The organism is Nitrospirillum amazonense, from assembly GCF_029594735.1.
Taxonomy (GTDB): domain Bacteria; phylum Pseudomonadota; class Alphaproteobacteria; order Azospirillales; family Azospirillaceae; genus Nitrospirillum; species Nitrospirillum amazonense.
The window spans coordinates 886,712-887,062 of the sequence record NZ_JARPAF010000002.1 but is presented as its reverse complement, the minus strand read 5'-3'; the positions used below and the strand labels follow the sequence as shown (position 1 = coordinate 887,062).

Here is a 351-nt window from a genome sequence, read left to right as displayed (position 1 = left end):
TTCACTTGATCGACCTCCCGGCGCCACGCGCAAGGGCAAGCCCGTGCGGTGTCGTCAGTTGGCCTGGTGCGTTTTACGATAGATCGACCGCCTGAATACTTCAGGCAACCGACCCCTCGGTTTAAACTCAAGACCTCATTCACAATGTCCAAGAACCGGCCAGCTTCCGTTGAAGCTGACTGATCTCCTGCCGGAGCTATTCTGTTCGCATGATGGGCGCATGTGGTCGGTAGACCTGGCGGCGACCTACTCTCCCACGTCTTAAGACGCAGTACCATTGGCGCTGGGGGTTTTCACGGCCGAGTTCGGGATGGGATCGGGTGTATTGACCCCCGCTATGACCACCAGATC

1 rRNA gene is annotated in these 351 nt (G+C 57.8%); it reads right to left on the bottom strand.

From position 1 onward, the window contains the following. Positions 1–233 precede the first annotated feature (233 nt). Positions 234–349 (bottom strand): 5S ribosomal RNA (rrf, locus tag P5F91_RS10185). Between the last annotated feature and the right edge of the window lie 2 nt (positions 350–351).